At 62.1% G+C, this 17,008-nt stretch carries 14 protein-coding genes; 5 read left to right on the top strand and 9 right to left on the bottom strand.

Features of this window, described 5'->3' with window-relative positions; genetic code table 11:
- Positions 1 to 121: 121 nt before the first annotated feature.
- The 4 genes from nirB (at position 122) to cobA (ending at position 6,533) form a co-directional block, all read left to right on the top strand.
- Positions 122 to 2,578, top strand: a complete 2,457-nt coding sequence (gene nirB, locus N5J71_RS19540; protein ID WP_206407515.1) for a nitrite reductase large subunit NirB — start codon at positions 122 to 124, stop codon at positions 2,576 to 2,578.
- On the top strand, positions 2,575 to 2,892 hold the full coding sequence (gene nirD / locus N5J71_RS19535; RefSeq protein ID WP_279917449.1) for a nitrite reductase small subunit NirD: 318 nt from the start codon (positions 2,575 to 2,577) through the stop codon (positions 2,890 to 2,892). The genes nirB and nirD overlap by 4 nt, the downstream gene beginning before the upstream one ends.
- Positions 2,893 to 2,979: 87 nt before the next feature.
- Positions 2,980 to 5,697, top strand: coding sequence for a nitrate reductase (locus N5J71_RS19530; RefSeq protein WP_279917447.1), 2,718 nt, complete (start codon positions 2,980 to 2,982; stop codon positions 5,695 to 5,697).
- A 92-nt stretch (positions 5,698 to 5,789) separates the two neighbouring features.
- Positions 5,790 to 6,533 (top strand): uroporphyrinogen-III C-methyltransferase, encoded by a 744-nt coding sequence (cobA, locus tag N5J71_RS19525; RefSeq protein WP_003460072.1) that lies wholly within the window; start codon positions 5,790 to 5,792, stop codon positions 6,531 to 6,533.
- Between the two features lie 154 nt (positions 6,534 to 6,687).
- Here cobA and N5J71_RS19520 read toward each other — a convergent pair whose 3' ends face one another.
- From N5J71_RS19520 to ppsA, 8 genes are all read right to left on the bottom strand, one after another.
- A complete protein-coding gene (locus N5J71_RS19520; protein WP_084341388.1) occupies positions 6,688 to 7,668 on the bottom strand; it encodes an OmpA family protein in 981 nt (326 codons plus the stop codon).
- Between the two features lie 108 nt (positions 7,669 to 7,776).
- Entirely contained in the window at positions 7,777 to 8,367 is a 591-nt protein-coding gene (sigX, locus tag N5J71_RS19515; RefSeq protein ID WP_036999656.1) for an RNA polymerase sigma factor SigX, read from the bottom strand.
- An 82-nt stretch (positions 8,368 to 8,449) separates the two neighbouring features.
- Positions 8,450 to 9,274: a mechanosensitive ion channel family protein gene (locus N5J71_RS19510; RefSeq protein ID WP_003460064.1), complete on the bottom strand. Its 825-nt coding sequence runs from the start codon at positions 9,272 to 9,274 to the stop codon at positions 8,450 to 8,452.
- 1 nt (position 9,275) lies between these two features.
- Entirely contained in the window at positions 9,276 to 9,521 is a 246-nt protein-coding gene (locus N5J71_RS19505) for a hypothetical protein (protein ID WP_017676816.1), read from the bottom strand.
- A gap of 55 nt (positions 9,522 to 9,576) precedes the next feature.
- A complete protein-coding gene (locus tag N5J71_RS19500) occupies positions 9,577 to 10,563 on the bottom strand; it encodes a divalent cation transporter CmaX (RefSeq protein ID WP_003460060.1) in 987 nt (328 codons plus the stop codon).
- A 4-nt stretch (positions 10,564 to 10,567) separates the two neighbouring features.
- Positions 10,568 to 11,056 carry a ribonuclease E activity regulator RraA gene (gene rraA, locus N5J71_RS19495; RefSeq protein ID WP_003460058.1) on the bottom strand — a complete coding sequence of 163 codons (489 nt, stop codon included), beginning with the start codon at positions 11,054 to 11,056 and terminating at the stop codon, positions 10,568 to 10,570.
- A 120-nt stretch (positions 11,057 to 11,176) separates the two neighbouring features.
- Positions 11,177 to 12,166: an alpha/beta fold hydrolase gene (locus N5J71_RS19490; RefSeq protein WP_003460056.1), complete on the bottom strand. Its 990-nt coding sequence runs from the start codon at positions 12,164 to 12,166 to the stop codon at positions 11,177 to 11,179.
- 154 nt (positions 12,167 to 12,320) lie between these two features.
- Complete coding sequence (gene ppsA / locus N5J71_RS19485; protein ID WP_279917444.1) at positions 12,321 to 14,693, bottom strand: phosphoenolpyruvate synthase; 2,373 nt, start codon at positions 14,691 to 14,693, stop codon at positions 12,321 to 12,323.
- A gap of 181 nt (positions 14,694 to 14,874) precedes the next feature.
- Here ppsA and ppsR point away from each other — a divergent pair, with 181 nt between their 5' ends.
- Complete coding sequence (ppsR, locus tag N5J71_RS19480; protein ID WP_003460051.1) at positions 14,875 to 15,693, top strand: posphoenolpyruvate synthetase regulatory kinase/phosphorylase PpsR; 819 nt, start codon at positions 14,875 to 14,877, stop codon at positions 15,691 to 15,693.
- Positions 15,694 to 15,752: 59 nt separating this feature from the next.
- On the opposite strand, the gene prpF is transcribed toward ppsR, so the two are convergent.
- Positions 15,753 to 16,946 (bottom strand): 2-methylaconitate cis-trans isomerase PrpF, encoded by a 1,194-nt coding sequence (prpF, locus tag N5J71_RS19475; RefSeq protein WP_074858231.1) that lies wholly within the window; start codon positions 16,944 to 16,946, stop codon positions 15,753 to 15,755.
- Positions 16,947 to 17,008: the final 62 nt, after the last annotated feature.

Below are 17,008 nucleotides of genomic sequence, written 5' to 3'. Positions count from 1 at the left end.
CTTTTTTGTTTTTTATGGCCTGCCATCCCTGGCGGCCACTCTTCGAGCCGTCGCGGAGCGACGTTAAAAATTGCTCCCGACAATTTTTTCGACCGTGATTTTTCTTCAGGAGATGGCCGGCATGCAAAAACTCAAGCTGGTGATGATCGGCAACGGCATGGCGGGTGTACGCACCCTCGAGGAGCTGCTCAAGCTCGCCCCCGATCTCTACGACATCACCGTGTTCGGCGCCGAGCCGCACCCCAACTACAACCGCATCCTGCTCTCGCCGGTGCTGGCTGGCGAACAGACCTTCGAGGAGATCGTGCTCAACGATCTCAACTGGTACGCGGAAAACGACATCAAGCTGCTGCTGGGGCGCAAGGTGGTCAAGATCGACCGCAAGAAGCGCCTGGTGATCGCCGACGATGGCAGCGAGGCCGAGTACGACCGCCTGCTTATCGCCACCGGCTCCAACCCCTTCATCCTGCCGATTCCGGGCAAGGACCTGCAGGGCGTGATCGGCTATCGCGACATTGCCGACACCCAGATGATGATGGACACCGCCAAGACTCATAAGCACGCGGTGGTCATCGGCGGCGGCCTGCTCGGCCTGGAAGCGGCCAACGGCCTCAAGCTGCGCGGCATGGACGTCACCGTGGTGCATATCGGCGACTGGCTACTGGAGCGCCAGCTCGATAGCACCGCAGGCCGTTTGCTGCAGAAATCCCTGGAAGACCGCGGCCTGAAGTTCCTCCTGCCCAAGCACACCGCTGAACTGCTGGACAACGGCGAAGGCCGCGTCTGCGCGGTGAAATTCAAGGACGGCGAAGTGATTCCCGCCGACCTGGTGGTGATGGCCGCCGGCATCCGCCCCAACAGCGAACTGGCCGAGAGCGCCGGCATCGCCTGCAACCGCGGCATCCTGGTCAACGACACCCTGCAGACCTATGACCCGCGCATCTATGCCATCGGCGAGTGCGCCAGTCACCGCGGCATCGCCTATGGTCTGGTGGCGCCGCTGTTCGAGCAGGCCAAGGTCTGCGCCAATCACCTGGCCCAGCTCGGTTTCTCCCGCTATCAGGGCTCGGTGACCTCGACCAAACTCAAGGTCACCGGTATCGACCTGTTCTCCGCCGGCGAATTTATGGGCGGCGAGGGAACGGAAACGATAACGCTGTCGGACCCCATCGGCGGCGTGTACAAGAAGCTGGTGATCAAGGACGACGTGCTGGTCGGCGCCTGCCTGTACGGCGACACCGCCGACGGCGGCTGGTACTTCCGCCAGATCCGTGAGAATCACAACGTCAGCGAGATCCGCGACCACCTGATGTTTGGTGAAGGTGCCATCGGCGACGTCGGCCATCAGGGCGCCGACAAGACCGCCAACATGCCCGACAGCATGGAAATCTGCGGCTGCAACGGCGTGTGCAAGGGCACCATCGTCAAGGCCATCCAGGAAAATGGCCTGTTCTCGGTCGACGAGGTCAAGAAGCACACCAAGGCCGCCAGTTCCTGCGGCTCCTGCGCCGGCCTGGTCGAGCAGATCCTGATCAGCACCGTCGGCGGCGCCGCCGACGTCAAGCCCAAGAGCGAGAAGGCCATCTGCGGCTGCAGCGACCTCAACCACGGGCAGATTCGCAAGGCCATCCGCGAGCAGCACCTGACGTCGATGGCGCAGACCATGGCCTTTCTCAACTGGAGCACGCCCAACGGCTGCGCCACCTGCCGCCCGGCGCTCAACTACTACCTGATCTCCACCTGGCCGGGCGAGGCCAAGGACGACCCGCAGTCGCGCCTGATCAACGAACGCGCCCACGCCAATATCCAGAAGGACGGGACGTATTCCGTTGTTCCGCGTATGTGGGGCGGCGTGACCAATCCCTCCGAGCTGCGCCGCATCGCCGACGTCGCCGACAAGTACAACGTGCCCATGGTCAAGGTCACCGGCGGCCAGCGCATCGACCTGTTGGGGATCAAGAAGGACGACCTGCCGGCCGTGTGGAAGGATCTGGACATGCCCTCCGGCCACGCCTACGGCAAGTCCATCCGCACGGTGAAGACCTGCGTCGGCAGCGAGTTCTGCCGCTTCGGCACGCAGAACTCCACCCAGCTGGGCATCGATCTGGAGCACGACCTGTTCAACATGTGGTCACCGCACAAGGTCAAGCTGGCGGTCTCCGGCTGCCCGCGCAACTGCTCCGAGGCCGGCATCAAGGACGTCGGCATCATTGGTGTGGACTCCGGTTTCGAGATGTATATCGGCGGCAACGGTGGGATCAAGACCGAGGTGGCCGAGTTCTTCGTCAAGGTCAAGACCGCCGAGGAAGTGCGCGAGTACAACGCCGCCTTCCTCCAGCTGTACCGCGAGGAGGCCTTCTACCTCGAGCGCACCGTGCACTACCTGCAGCGCGTCGGCATGGAACACATCAAGAAGGCGGTGCTGGAGGACGAGGCCAACCGCAAGGCCCTGGCCGCACGCCTGCACTACGCCCTGTCGTTCGAGCAGGACCCGTGGAAGGAACGCATCGAGACGCCGCAACTGAAGAAAGAGTTCGACACCATCAAGGTCGTGCAAATCGAGGAGGCCACCGTATGAACTGGCTGGATATCTGCGCCCTGGAAGAGATCAACGTGCTCGGCTCGCGCATCATCGCCGGGCCGAAAGGCGATATCGCCATCTTCCGCACCAGTAACGATGAAGTATTCGCCCTCGACGACCGCTGCCCGCACAAGGGCGGCCCGCTGTCCCAGGGCTTGATCTACGGCAAGCGCGTGGCCTGCCCGCTGCACAACTGGCAGATCGAGCTCGAATCTGGCGATGCCGTGGCGCCGGACGTCGGTTGCGCCCACCGGCACGCGGCCAAGGTCGAAAACGGCCGTGTGCTACTGGCATTCGCGCAACGCAACTAGCCCGCCTCGTGGGAGGCGCTTCAGCGGCGACGGTCGCGGCTGAAGCCCCTCCCACCAGAACTTCCCCGCGCCTCAGGAGCTCCGAACATGGCCAGCCCCACGCAAATCACCGCCTCCACCTGCTGCTACTGCGGCGTGGGCTGCGGCGTGCTGATCGAGCACGACGGCGAGAAGATCCTCGGCGTCGCCGGCGACCCCAGCCACCCGGCCAACTTCGGCAAGCTTTGCAGCAAAGGCTCGACCCTGCACCTGACCGGCGACCTCGACGCCCGTGCCCTCTACCCCGAGTTGCGCCTGGGCAAGGGCCTGGCACGTTCACGCACGGACTGGGACAGCGCCCTGGACCACGCCGCGGCGGTGTTCGCCGAGACCATCCGCGAGCACGGCCCGGACAGCGTGGCCTTCTATATCTCCGGCCAGTTGCTGACCGAGGACTACTACGCCTTCAACAAGTTGGCCCGTGCCCTGGTCGGCACTCATAACATCGACTCCAACTCGCGCCTGTGCATGTCCAGCGCGGCGGTCGGCTACAAGCGCAGCCTCGGCGCCGACGCCCCGCCCTGCAGTTACGAAGACATCGAGCGAAGCGACTGCCTGCTGATCGCCGGCTCCAACATGGCCTACGCCCACCCGGTGCTGTTCCGCCGCCTGGAAGAAGCCAAGGCTCGCCGCCCCGAGATGCAGATCATCGTCATTGATCCGCGGCGCACCGACACCTGCGAGCTGGCCGACCTGCACCTGGCGATCCTACCCGGCACCGACGTGGCGCTGTTTCACGGCATCCTGCATATCCTGCTGTGGGAAGGCTGGATCGACCGCCGCTATATCGACGCCCATACCGAAGGCTTCGAGGCGCTGAAGAACCTGGTGCGCGACTACAGCCCGGCGGCCACCGCCGACATCTGCGGCATCAGCCTGGACAGCCTGCAGCGCTGCGCCGAGCTGATCGGCCGTGCGCCCTCCTTCCTCTCGCTGTGGTGCATGGGGCTCAACCAGTCCTCGTCTGGCAGCGCGAAGAACAGCGCGCTGATCAACCTGCACCTGGCCACCGGGCAAATCGGCAAGCCCGGCGCCGGCCCCTTCTCGCTGACCGGCCAGCCCAATGCCATGGGCGGCCGCGAAACCGGCAGCCTGAGCAACCTGCTGCCTGGCCACCGCGAGGCTGGCAATGCCGAACACCGCGCCGAAGTCGCTACCTACTGGGGCGTCGACGCCCTGCCGGAGACGCCCGGGCTGTCCGCCATCGAGCTGTTCGATGCGGTGCACGACGGCCGTATCAAGGCGTTGTGGATCGCCTGCACCAACCCGGCCCAATCGCTGCCGAACCAGAACAAGGTGCACGAGGCTCTGGCCGCCTGTCCCTTCGTCGTGGTGCAGGAAGCCTTTTGCACCACCGAGACCTGCCGTTACGCCGATCTGCTGCTGCCCGCCGCCAGTTGGGGCGAGAAGGAAGGCACGGTGACCAACTCCGAGCGCCGCGTCAGCCACGTACGCCGCGCCGTGCCAGCGCCCGCAGAGGCGCGGCCCGATTGGTCGATCACCTGCGACTTTGCCCGTCGCCTGGAAACGCTGCTGCGCCCCGGCCTGCCCAGCCTGTTCGATTTCGCCGACAGCGAAGCGCTGTTCGAGGAATACAAGCACCTGACCGCCCAGCGCGACCTTGACCTCTCGGGGCTGAGCTACGCGCTGCTGGATAACCTAGGTCCGCAACAGTGGCCGTTTGCACCTGGCGCGCGCCAGGGCACCGCGCGGCTCTATGCCGACGGCCGCTTCCCCACCACCAGTGGGCGCGCGCAGTTCCATGCCGACCCGTATCGCGCGCCGAAGGAAAAACGCGAGGCGCGCTATTCGCTCACCCTCAACACCGGCCGCCTGCGCGACCAGTGGCACGGCATGAGCCGCACCGGCACCGCCGCACGCCTGTTCGGCCATGTCGAGGCCGCCGTGCTCGGCCTGCATCCGGATGAGCTGCGTCGCCGCCGCCTGCAGGACGGCGATCTGATCAAGCTGCGCAGCCGTCGCGGCAGTCTGATCCTGCCGGTACAAACCGACGAATCGGTGCGCCCCGGTCAGGCCTGGCTGCCGATGCACTGGGGCGACCGCTTCCTCAAGGGTTTGGGCACCAACGTTCTGACCCAGCCGGCTTTCGATCCGTTATCCAAACAACCGGAGCTCAAGCATGCTGGTGTTGAGGTGGACAAGGTCGAGCTGCCCTGGCAACTGTTCGCCCTGGTCGAAGGCGAGGTGCAGAGCCGCTTCGAGGCCCTGCGCCCGCTGTTCGAGGACTTCGCCTACGCCAGCCTCACCCCCACCGGTCGCGAGCGCCCCGCTCTGCTGATCCGCGCCGCCAGCGCCGTGGCGCCGCAGCCCGAGCTGCTGGCGCAGATCGACCGCCTACTGCGCCTGAACCAGGGCCCAGTGCTGGCCTACGACGACCCGCGCCGCGCGGTGGGCAAGCGCGTTCGCATCGAGGACGGTCGCATCGTCAGCATCCGCCTGGCCGGCGAAACCGCTGCCAGCGAATGGCTCAGAAGCCTGTGGCTGGATGGCCAGGCCGACGCCGATCTGCGCCGCTGGCTGCTGGCCCCCCTCTCCGTGCCGCCGGGCAACGCCAGCGCCAACACACGCGGCAAGACCCTGTGCAACTGCCTGAACGTCAGCGAAGGCGCGGTGTGCGCCGGCATCGAGCGTGGCCTGGATCTCGATGGCCTCAAACAAACGCTCAAGTGCGGCACCAGCTGCGGCTCCTGCGTACCCGAAATCAAACGCCTGTTGGCGCAACAGTCCACTGCAGTGAACGCATGAATTGATCGCAGAGCGTCCCCGAATCCGTTCCCGCGCCGGAGCGTGGGAACCAGCGGCAAACGCCGGCACGTGACACGAGAGAGGTGGTGAACATGAGCGCAAAAGTCTGGCTGGTAGGTGCTGGCCCTGGTGATCCCGAGCTGCTGACGCTCAAGGCGGTCAAGGCGCTGAATCAGGCCGAGATCGTGATGATCGACGATCTGGTCAACCCGGCCGTACTGGAGCACTGCCCCGGCGCGCGTATCGTCTCGGTGGGCAAGCGCGGCGGTTGTCGCTCCACCCCGCAGGCCTTCATCCATCGCCTGATGCTGCGCTATGCACGCCAGGGCAAGTGCGTGGTGCGCCTCAAAGGCGGTGATCCGTGCATCTTCGGCCGCGGCAGCGAGGAAGCCGAGTGGCTCGGCGAGCACGGCATCGAAGTGGAGATGGTCAACGGCATCACCGCCGGGCTGGCCGGTGCCACCAACTGCGGCATTCCTCTGACCCTGCGCGGTGTGGCCCGTGGCGTGACCCTGGTCACCGCCCACACCCAGGACGACAGCAGCCTGAACTGGGCGGCACTGGCCCAGAGCGGCACCACATTGGTGGTCTATATGGGCGTCGCCAAGCTGGCGGACATCCAGATCGGGTTGCTCGCCGGCGGTATGCGCGGCGAAATGCCGGTAGCGATGATCGAGAACGCCTCGTTACCCGAGCAACGCGAATGCCGCAGCAGCCTCGCGGCCATGCAGCATGACGCGGCAGCATTCGCCCTGAAGAGCCCGGCTATTCTGGTGATCGGCGAAGTCGTCCGCGCCAGCAGCTCGCTCAGCATGCCCCAGCGTCTGCATGCCTGAGCGCTACGCAGTCATTGCCTGCGATTCGCTGCGAGGCGCAGCTCCAACACCTGGGTAAATCGACGCGGTGTGGCTGGCATTGCCCATTGCGGGCTTTTATCCCAGAAAAAAGAAACCCGGCCGAAGCCGGGTTTCTCTTACAGCACCAGAAGCATTACTGCTGGATCTGGGCTTCTACTTCAGCTTCAACGCGACGGTTGATGGCGCGGCCGGCGTCGGTGGCGTTGTCGGCTACCGGGCGAGTTTTGCCGTAACCAACAGCGTTCACGCGGCTGCCGTCTACACCGTACTGGTTGACCAGCACGTTACGTACAGCGTTGGCACGACGCTCGGACAGACCCTGGTTGTAAGCGTCAGAACCGATGGAGTCAGTGTGACCTTCAACGGTGGTGGTGGTCTGCGGGTACTGGTTCATGAAGTCAGCCAGGTTCTTGATGTCGCCATAGCTTTCTTCTTTGACGCGGTCCTTGTCGAAGTCGAACTTGACGTCCAGTTCAACGCGAACGGTTTCCAGAGCCGGCTCCGGAGCAGGCTCAGGCATCGGCTCGGGTGCAGCAGCTACGACCGGAGCCGGAGCAGGCTTGCTGCCACCACCGAAGTTCAGACCAACACCCACGCCAGCTTGCCACTCGGTGTCGCCCTGGTCGATGTTGTACAGAGCGTCAACGCCAGCACGGGCGTAGAACATTTCGGTGAAGTAGTACTTGGCACCAGCGCCAGCGATGGCCAGGGTGGAGCGGTTGCGACCACCGCCGTTGGCATCACCGATGCTCTGATGGCCGAAACCGGCAGAAACGTAAGGACGCAGACCAACACCCGGCTGACCGAAGTGGTAGATCGCCTTCAGGTCGGTCAGGTTGCCCTTGATGTTCTTGCTGCCGCGAGAGCCTTCGCCGCGCAGGTCATGGTACTCGCCATAGGACAGCGCCAGCTCGACGTCGTCGGTCAGGTAGTAGCCGATGCTGCCACCGAACAGGTTGCCTTCGTTGTGCGCGTAATCACGCTGAACGTCGGTGAAGTAGCGATTGACGAAGCCCTCCACCTCGACAGCGCCTTGGCCTTGCGCCAGCGCGCCGAAGGAGGTTGCGGCAACGAGAGAGCCAATGACTACGCCCAAGGTGTTTTTTACTTTCATCCGTTAAATCCCCATCTTGGTGGTTAATAAGTCGCCGTTAACTTCAGGCGGCAGCTTGGCAGCGATTCTATCAGGGTTCGCCACTCCCTTAGTAGTCGGCAAGCTGAACTAAGTTTCGGAAGTGTCCGAAAATTTATCCCGCAACCGATCCAAAGCGCGCTTGTAGCGCATCTTCGTTGCGCTCAAGCCCATGTGCATGATGTCGGCAATCTCTTGAAATTCGAGCTCTGCGACAAATCGTAGCACCAGAATCTCGCGATCGATCGGGTTGACGTGAACCAGCCAGCGATCCAGACCGCCTCGCTCCTCGACTTTGGGTGTCTTGTCGTCGGAAGCTTCTTCGAGCGGATCCAAACTCAAGGCGTCAATCAATCGACGCTTACGCCGCTCTTTTCGATACTGAGTAATGCATTCGTTATAGGTGATGCTGTAAAGCCAGGTCTTGAACTTGGATTTACCCTCAAAGTTCTTTAGGCCATAGAGAACCTTGAGCATCACCTCCTGACAGACATCGTCAGCATCCCTTTCGTTCCCTAAATAACGCGCACACACGTTAAATAATGTGCGCTGGTAGCGTCTCATCAGCTCTTCATAAGCACGAGTGATATGAAACAGCTCGTCGTGGGCGCGTGCCACCAGCTCTTCATCGGTGAGCTCGCGGGGGTCGTAGCGCGTTGGCAGGGCTTGAGCTTTGTTCAAAACGAGTCGGGCCGACAGTCAGGACGAAAAGTGCCCGGCAGGTCACACCTGCCGGGCAGCTGCATAAAATAACAGATTGCCGTCAGCGACTGTTCACGCGTTGCTCGAGCATCACTCGATTTGCCACCGATACCAGCTCACCGGTATCAGTCAACAGGGTGGTTTTCACTGTGCCGATCTCTTCGATCTGGCCTTCGACCTCACCCACCTGCACATGTTGCCCGACCTGATACAGCTCGCGCACATAAATGCCAGCGAGAATCTGGCTGGCGATATCGCGGCTGCCCAGGCCCAATGCCAGCGCGACCGCCAGGCCAACGGAGATCAGCACGATGGCGATGACGTTGTTGAGCAGGTCGGTCTTGATTTCCAGCTGACCGATGGCCACCGAGATGCTGATGATGATCACCAGGCCTTGTGCCACACGTCCCAAGCCGTTGGCATACTCCAGGCCGACGCCTTCGGCGGCGCCACGCACCAGGCTGCTGACCAGTTGCGCCAGGAGCACGCCAGCCAGCAGCACCAGCGCCGCGCCGAACACCTTGGGCAGATACAGCGCCAGCACGTCAAGGGTCGCGGAAACACGTTGCAGACCGAGCGATTCAGCGGCAGACACCAGGAAGATCAGCAGCACGAACCAGTAAACGATCTTGCCGATCAGGGTCGATACCGACGCATGAATGCCGACGCGCGCCAGCAGCTTGGTCAGGCCGGTACCGGTCATCAAACGATCCAGGCCAATCTTGCCGAGCAGCTTGGACAGCAGCGTGTCGAGCAACTTGGCCACGACAAAGCCAAGCAGTACCAACACCAGCGCCACGAACAGGTTGGGAATGAATCCGGCAACCTTGCTCCACAATGCGGTCATCGCGGAGATCAGGCTTTGGGTCCAGGGATCGAGTTCCATTTCAGTCAGCCTTATCAGCAGAAGCAGAGGATTGGGTACGGCGCGAAACCGGCGCGACATGCGCCGAACCGTTGTTCAGGGCGATCATCAGGGCCTGCGCCCAGTGGCCTACCAGGCTGAACAGGTCACCCGCGCCGACCTGGCGGTTGGCGGTCTTGAGAACCCGGTGCAGGCAAGCATCGTCGTCATGGCTGGACGACGAGGACTTGAGCAAATCGCGTAGAGACTCTTCAAATGGATCGTGCATGCGCACCTCACGGGATGTCACGGCTAGACGCAGTAGCCGGCGGATGAGTCACACATCACAACCAGCGCCAGCGGCGGAAAAGTAGCAGTTGGCCCAGCGCCAAAAGGATCATCAGGCCGCAGGCGACAAAGAAACCGAGCGGGCTTTCGGCGCCAGGAATGCCGCCAACATTGATGCCCAGCAGACCCGTGAGGAAGGTCAGCGGCAGGAACATGCCGGCGATCACGGTAAAACGGTACATGATGCGGTTCATCCGCTCTGCAAGGCGCTGATTCTCAGCTTCGAGTACCAGGCTGACGCGCTCGCGCAACAGTTCGAGCTCTTCGAGATAGCGCGTCAGACGGTTGTGCAGTTCGTTCCAGTAGTCGTCGTCATCCTCGACGAACCAGGGCTGGCGACTGCGCATCATCTGCGCGTACAGGTCGCGCTGCGGCGCCAGGAAACGCCGCAGCCCGGCGGCGCGGCGGCGCAGCTGCAACATCAGGCTGTGATCGGGACGATAGCGCTCGTCAGCGTCCAAACGATCCTCTTCGACATCGAGCTGATCACTCAACTCGGCGATCAGGTCATCGACGCGGTTGGTCAGGTGCCGCGCCAGCTCCAGCAGCAGCTCGGAGGACGTGCGCGGCCCCTTGCCCGCCAGCAGATCGGCAATCAGCGCATCGGTCGCCAGCAGCGGCCGCAGGCGCAGGGAAATCACCCGACGGGCATCGGCAAAGATGCGCACCGAGACCATGTCTTCCGGCTCGGCGCCCGGATTGCGATTGATGCCCCGCAGAAACAGCAGCAGTTCATCGCGCGGCAACGGCAGCAAGCGTGGCCGGGTGTTCTCTTCCAGTAGCAGATCACAGCTGAACTCATCCAGGCCACTGTGCTCGCGCAACCAGTGCTGCGCCGGGGCCTGACTACGATCCCAGTGCAGCCACAGGCTTTCCTGCTCGCTCAGTTGCAGGCCATCCAGTTGCTCGCGGCTGATGCTGCGCGCACCACCACGGCCATCGAGCACGAAGGCATGCAGCAGTGCCGAGTCCTGATCCACCATCGGGTTATTCCGGCATTTCCAGGGCTTGCGGAGAGACGATCACACCGTTGTTGTCGGCATACAGGTAGTCGCCCGGCTTGAAGGTCACACCACCAAAGGTAACCGGCACGTTCAGATCACCGATGCCGCGCTTGTCGGTTTTCATCGGGTGACTGGCCAGCGCCTGCACACCCAGGTTGGTCTGCGCGATGACATCAACATCACGGATACAGCCGTAGACCAGGATGCCCTCCCAACCATTTTTGGCCGCTTTCTCGGCCAGCATGTCGCCGAGCAGCGCACGACGCAGCGAGCCGCCACCATCGACGACCAGCACCTTGCCCTGGCCTGGCAGATCGACCTGTTCCTTGACCAGCGAGTTGTCCTCATGGCACTTGATGGTGACGATTTGGCCACCAAAGGAATCACGGCCACCGTAGTTGGCGAACATCGGCTCGACGACCTGAACCAACTCCGGGTAGGCATCGCACAGATCAGGGGTGATGTAGTGCATGGCAGAACTCCTTTCGACAATGAATGAACGACAGGCAAGTGGAAGATCAGGAAATGACCACTACCAAACGATGCGTCACATCTTACCGCCAAGCACTCGCCGAAGAAACGTTACGATAGCTCAGACACCCGCAACGGCGGCCTGCTCGGTGAACTCTACAGGCAGTCGCAGGTATTGCAGCCAGTATTCGGTCAGCGGCCAAACTTCGCGCTGCGCCTCTTTGCTGACCAACATTTCAATGTGCCCGAAATCGCTGCTGAAGCCTTTCTCCTTACCCAACAGTAGAAAGTGCCTCGGCGCGCTACTGCATTGCTCCAGAAGCTTGCGACAGGCCCAAGCAGGATCATCGAAATCGGCAGCAGCTGCCACGGCCATAAGCGGTACGCTCACCTCAGCGAGGCCTGCCCACCAGTCCTTCCGCCCATCACCGAATCGCCCGAACAGCCTGAGCCAACGTAGAACTTCCAGCGCCAGCCCGATAGGTTCATCTTCAGGGCCGCGCTTCAGGCGCCGGCCGGACAGGTAAGGAAAGGCGCGCAGCAGTAGACGCGCGCCCCACTCTATCGGAGGTATCTTCAGCGGCCAGTAGCTGCGGCTGACCTGACTGCCGAACAACGCAACCGAGCTGGCACGCGACTGATCGAGATAACCACCACCCAACGCAGCCGCCAGGATCACCCCGCCTAGCGAGTGGCCAATCCAGTGTGCGGCCTGCCCGGTCTGCTCGAATAGGAAATCGGCGATGGCCGGTACGTCGTAGTGCACATACTGCGCCACGCTGTTGTCGCGATAGCCTTCATTGCGCGGCGAAAGGCCGTGGCCGCGCATTTCGGCGATCCACACGTCAAACCCCGCACGCGCCAGATAGGCGCCAAGGCCGATGCCCTTGGGCGAGTACCAGAAACGTCGGTTGGAAAAACTGCCATGCAGCAACACCACAGGCACGCCGCGCGCACCTTCGGCATCCGCCAGCCCTACTCGCGTTAACGCCAGCTCTACACTGGAATCCGGACTGTTGTTGGGCTTCAGGCGATAGACGTCTTCACTGAGATCGCCACGTAGCTCGGCACTGATCAGCGCGACGGGGAAAAGCTCACTACTGCTTTGCATGGATCGGAAAACCGCAATGGCGCTGTGCCACAAAGAAGAACGAAACCCATAAAAAACCGTCGGAGCGACGTTCAAATCGCTGGCGACGGCTTCGCGTGACTACCCAGAAAAAAGGCGGGATCAACCCGCCCTCTTTCCGCGTCAGCTACTGCTCTCAGGCAGGCTGCGCCTCGGCCAGGAAGAACCAGGTGTCGAGGACCGAATCGGGGTTCAGCGAGACGCTCTCGATGCCTTGCTCCATCAGCCACCTGGCCAGATCCGGGTGATCCGAAGGGCCCTGACCGCAGATGCCGATGTACTTGCCGGCCTTGTTGCAGGCAGCGATGGCATTGGCCAGCAGCTTCTTCACCGCAGGGTTACGCTCATCGAACAGGTGGGCAACGATGCCGGAGTCACGGTCCAGGCCCAGAGTCAGCTGGGTCAGGTCGTTGGAGCCGATAGAGAAGCCGTCGAAGAACTCGAGGAACTCCTCGGCCAGAATGGCGTTGGACGGCAGCTCGCACATCATGATGACCTTCAGGCCGTCCTGACCACGGGCCAGGCCATTGCTGGCCAGCAGCTCGACCACTTGCGAGGCCTCACCCAGGGTACGCACAAACGGTACCATGATCTCGACGTTGGTCAGGCCCATCTCGCCCCGCACCTTCTTCAGCGCACGGCATTCCAGCTCGAAGCAGTCACGGAACGACTCGCTGATGTAACGCGAAGCACCGCGGAAGCCCAGCATCGGGTTCTCTTCTTCCGGCTCGTACAGCTTGCCGCCGATCAGGTTGGCATATTCGTTGGACTTGAAGTCCGACAGGCGCACGATGACCTTCTTCGGCCAGAAGGCGGCGGCCAGGGTGCTGATACCCTCAACCAGCTTCTCGACGTAGAAGTTGACCGGATCACCGTAGCCGGCGATGCGTTTCTCGACGCTGTCCTTGATCTCCGGCGGCAGGCTGGAGAAGTTCAGCAGCGCCTTCGGGTGCACGCCGATCATGCGGTTGATGATGAACTCCAGACGAGCCAGGCCAACACCTTCGTTCGGCAGTTGAGCGAAATCGAAGGCGCGATCCGGGTTACCGACGTTCATCATGATCTTGAACGGCAGATCCGGCATGGCATCGACCGAGTTCTTGCGGATGTCGAAGCCCAGCTCACCCTCGAAGATGAAGCCGGTATCGCCTTCGGCGCAGGAGACGGTGACACCCTGGCCATCCTTCAGCACGCTGGTAGCATTGCCGCAACCAACCACGGCCGGAATACCCAGCTCACGGGCGATGATCGCCGCGTGGCAAGTACGGCCGCCACGGTTGGTGACGATGGCGCTGGCACGCTTCATCACCGGCTCCCAGTCCGGATCGGTCATGTCGGAGACCAGCACGTCACCCGGCTGCACCTTGTCCATTTCGGACACATCGTGGATCACGCGCACCTTGCCGGCGCCGATGCGCTGACCGATGGCGCGACCTTCCACCAGAACGGTGCCCTTCTCTTTCAGCAGGTAGCGCTCCATCACGGTAGCGCTGGAGCGGCTCTTCACGGTTTCCGGGCGGGCCTGCACGATGTACAGCTTGCCGTCGTCACCATCCTTCGCCCACTCAATGTCCATCGGGCGACCATAGTGTTTCTCGATGATCAGTGCCTGCTTGGCCAGCTCGCTGACCTCGGCGTCGCTGATGCAGAAACGCGCGCGCTCGGCGCGGTCGACTTCTACGGTCTTCACCGAGCGACCAGCCTTGGCTTCGTCGCCGTAGACCATCTTGATCGCCTTGCTACCCAGATTGCGACGCAGGATTGCCGGACGGCCAGCCTCCAGAGTCGGCTTGTGCACGTAGAACTCGTCGGGGTTGACCGCTCCCTGCACCACGGTCTCGCCGAGACCGTAAGCACCAGTGATGAACACCACGTCACGGAAGCCCGATTCGGTGTCCAGGGTGAACATAACGCCGGCGGTGCCGGTTTCCGAACGCACCATGCGCTGCACACCGGCAGACAGGGCGACCAGCTTGTGATCGAAGCCCTGGTGCACGCGGTAGGCGATGGCGCGGTCGTTGAACAGCGAGGCGAAGACTTCCTTGGCGGCGCGGATCACGTTGTCCACGCCACGGATGTTGAGGAAGGTTTCCTGCTGGCCGGCGAAGGAAGCATCCGGCAGGTCTTCGGCGGTAGCAGAAGAACGCACGGCCACGGCCATGTTGTCGTTGCCAGCGCTCATGGTGGCGAAGGCTTCACGAATCTGCTTGTCCAGCTCGGCGGGGAACTCGGCGTCCATCACCCATTGGCGAATCTGCGCGCCGGTCTTGGCCAGGGCATTGACGTCATCGACATCCAGGGCGTCGAGCGCTGCGTGGATCTGCGCATTCAGGCCGCTCTGCTCGAGAAAATCGCGATAGGCCTGAGCCGTAGTGGCGAAACCGCCGGGAACCGAGACACCGGCGCCGGCCAGGTTGCTGATCATCTCGCCGAGGGATGCGTTCTTGCCCCCCACATGCTCAACATCGTGATTGCCGAGCTTATCGAGGGAAACTACGTACTCTACCAAGGTGATCTCTCCACTAACTGTATTGGAAAAGCTCAGCGGGCTGCGCAATGTCGAACGACCGAGGTCGCGCGATTGTGGCCTTGCCCTTGAATAAGTAACAATGCCAGAACCCGTGGGCCCCGGCGAAAAACGCGGCCTATCATAGCCAAGAATCGAACTCAGCTTAAGGCCTTTGGCGCAAATGAAACGAACCGCTTTCTTCATCTCCGACGGCACCGGCATCACCGCCGAAACCCTGGGTCAGAGTCTGCTCGCGCAGTTCGAGAACATTCAGTTCACCAAACTCACGCGCCCTTATATCGACAGCGCCGATAAAGCGCGCGCCATGGTACAACAAATCGATGCCGCCGCTGAAAGGGACGGTGTGCGTCCGATCATCTTCGACACCATCGTCAATCGCGATATTCGAGCCATTCTCGATACCGCCAATGGTTTCATGATCGATATCTTCTCGACCTTTCTCTCGCCGCTGGAACAGGAGTTGAGCTCGCACTCTTCCTACTCCGTCGGCAAGTCGCACTCCATCGGTCAGCACTCCAACTATATGGAGCGTATCGAGGCGGTGAACTTCGCCCTCGACAATGACGACGGCGCCCGCACCCACTATTACGACAAGGCCGATCTGATCCTGGTCGGCGTATCACGCTGCGGCAAGACGCCCACCTGCCTGTATATGGCCATGCAATATGGCATTCGCGCAGCCAACTACCCGCTGACCGAAGACGACATGGAGCGCCTGCAACTTCCGGAGTCGCTGAAAAAATACCGCGACAAGCTGTTCGGCCTGACCATCGATCCAGATCGCCTTACCGCCATCCGCCATGAACGCAAGCCCAACAGCCGCTACGCCAGCTTCGCCCAATGTGAGTTCGAGGTGCGTGAAGTGGAAAGTCTGTTCCGTCGCGAAAATATCGCCTTCATCAACTCCACGCATTTCTCGGTCGAGGAGATTTCGGCCAAGATCCTGGTGGAAAAAGGTGTTGAGCGACGCCTTAAATAACCACCATAAGCTCATGTTTCAAAAGTGAAAAGGCTCGATACTTCGAGCCTTTTCTAGTTTCAGCGGTTAGAAGCTGCCACCGGCACACGCACCCAGCCCTCCATGAGGATGCGCGCACTGCGGCTCATCACTGCCTTGGTCACTGCCCACTGACCATCGACCAGACGAGCCTGTGCACCAACCCGCAAGGTGCCGGACGGATGGCCAAAACGCACCGCCTCACGCTCGCCGCCGCCAGCGGCCAGGTTGACCAACGTACCCGGTATCGCCGCCGCCGTGCCGATGGCCACCGCACAAGTGCCCATCATCGCGTGGTGCAGTTTGCCCATCGACAGCGCGCGCACCAGCAGATCGACATCGCCAGCTTTTACATCCTTGCCGCTGGATGTGCGGTAATCCTTGGGCGGACTGACGAAGGCGATCTTCGGGGTGTGCTGACGTGTCGCAGCCTCCTCGGCCGTCTTGATCAGCCCCATGCGCAGCGCACCAGCGATGCGGATCTGCTCGAAGCGCGCCAGTTGCGCCGGATCGCCATTGATGGCCTCGCGCAGCTCGGTGCCCTGGTAGCCGATGTCCTCGGCATTGACGAAGATGGTCGGGATGCCGGCGGTGATCATGGTCGCCTTGAAGGTACCGATGCCCGGCACTTCAAGATCATCGACCAGATTGCCGGTGGGAAACATCGAACCGCCCTCCTCGCCATCATCAGATGGGTCGAGGAATTCCAGCACGATCTCCGCCGCCGGGAAGGTCACCCCGTCCAGTTCGAAGTCACCGGTTTCCTGCACCTGGCCACCCGTGACCGGTACATGGGCGATGATGGTTTTCTGGATATTGGCCTGCCAGATACGCACTACGCAGGTGCCGTTGTCGGGAATCCGTGCGGGGTCGACCAGACCGGCATGGATGGCGAAGGCACCTGCCGCGGTGGACAGGTTGCCGCAGTTGCCGCTCCAGTCGACAAAGGCCTTGTCGATGGAGACCTGACCGTAGAGGTAGTCGACATCGTGATCGGGCTGACTGCTTTTCGACAGGATCACGCACTTGGAGGTGCTCGACGTGGCGCCGCCCATGCCATCGATATGCGCCGAGTACGGATCGGGGCTGCCGATCACGCGCATGAACAGCTTGTCGCGCGCCTCGCCGGGCACCTGGCAGCGCTCGGGCAGATCCTGCAGACGGAAGAACACGCCCTTGCTGGTGCCGCCACGCATATAGGTGGCGGGTATTTTCACTTGCGGCAGATGAGCCATGGGTGCAGTCCTGAGTAGCCCGGATGCAATCCGGGAATGATGGTGCTGGTTTTCCCGGATTT

It is taken from the genome of Ectopseudomonas oleovorans (assembly GCF_029845265.1).
GTDB lineage: Bacteria > Pseudomonadota > Gammaproteobacteria > Pseudomonadales > Pseudomonadaceae > Aquipseudomonas > Aquipseudomonas oleovorans.
Note: the sequence above shows the minus strand (reverse complement) of the source record. Positions and strands in the feature narration are given on the sequence as shown.